Genomic DNA, 1,350 nt, shown 5'->3' with positions numbered 1-1,350 from the left:
ATTTTGCCTTCTCTCAATTTTTCATTTAAAACCCATCCGATTATACCATCTTTCTTAACTAGAGTTTGTGTACTTGATTTTTCTATTATAGAAACTCTATCTCCTTTTTTAACAGAAAGATAATAATCTGTACAATCATAACAGCACATTCCTTCCTTAGTTTTAAAAAGTTTGTCATTTTTCACCCAAAGCTCATGATTTGAAGAAATATGCCTACATAAACTGAATTCTTTCCCCTCTTTTAATACCTCTATTGCATTATCCATCCATGAAATCTGAATTGTATTTGAATTTGAAGCTTGCTCTTCTACAATTTCACCTATTAAGAAATCATCAACTGCATCAAAAGTAATATTTCCATCACCATTAATTATTAGTGCATTCAACTGTCCTTCCGATTTAATCATATTTCCGCCATCAATACTGATAATTTTTTGTTCCTCGTTTATAATTGGATTGCAGCAGCCTCTTTCTTTCCCATAATTTGCCGTTGGCCAATGTCCAACAATCACATATTTAGAAAAAACTAATCCTTTCTCAATAAATGCATCATTTTTGATAACCTCACTAATATGTTGCTCTTCTAAATTATCAGACGTAATACCTGCATGAGCGAAAATAAATTTCTCAGTTTCAATAATATGAGGTAATTGTTCTAACCAATTAAGCTCATCGCTAAAATTTTGTCTTATTTGTTCTTTAATATATTTAATATCTGATTTTTCATCTACTTCAATTGATAACTCCTGACACATTTCATTTAAAATGCTGTTTTTTCTAAACATCATATATCTTAATAGATTTTCATCATCAACTTCGCTTTTTATATCTTCCTATACCGTGTCACAGTTTCCACTAACCACATAAACTTCCCTTATCCTTGATATCTCCATTATGTATCTTAAAGTCTTTAAGTTCATCTCACCCTTTTCAATTAAGTCTCCAACCAAAATTAAAATATCTTTTTCAGTAAAACATATCTTTTCTAATACTCTTTTAAAGGCACTTAAATTTCCATGGATATCACTTATTGCTATAACTCTTTTATCTTTTTCAACTAAAATTCTTTTTACTACTGCTTTCAAAATCTTGCCCCCTTATTTATATTAATTAAATACATAACCTAAAATTCCATCTTTTCTGTTTTCTAGTTATTTTAGCCGCCTTGATATTTTCATTTATTTTAAAATAAACTTCAAAGCAACATCATCTCTCTTAAAAGTAGTCATATTAACACCTTCAAAGAAAATCTTCGTCACTTGTGGTACGGTTCATCTTTCATTATCCTAAACTTTATTTATCATTTAAATATTTTTTATCTAGTCGAATGAAGTTCACATTATAGACATA

The 1,350-nt window shown here is 28.8% G+C and carries 2 protein-coding genes; both read right to left on the bottom strand.

What is annotated here, in order from left to right; translation table 11 throughout:
• Nucleotides 1-788: metallophosphoesterase (locus CLOBL_RS27185; RefSeq protein ID WP_242953944.1), on the bottom strand; the 788-nt coding region annotated here is incomplete at its 3' end.
• A gap of 45 nt (nt 789-833) precedes the next feature.
• Complete coding sequence (locus CLOBL_RS28865; RefSeq protein ID WP_242953943.1) at nt 834-1,085, bottom strand: metallophosphoesterase; 252 nt, start codon at nt 1,083-1,085, stop codon at nt 834-836.
• Between the last annotated feature and the right edge of the window lie 265 nt (nt 1,086-1,350).

The organism is Clostridium sp. BL-8, from assembly GCF_002006495.1.
In the GTDB taxonomy this organism is placed as follows: Bacteria; Bacillota; Clostridia; order Clostridiales; family Clostridiaceae; genus Clostridium.
This window is presented reverse-complemented; position numbering and strand designations above follow the sequence as displayed.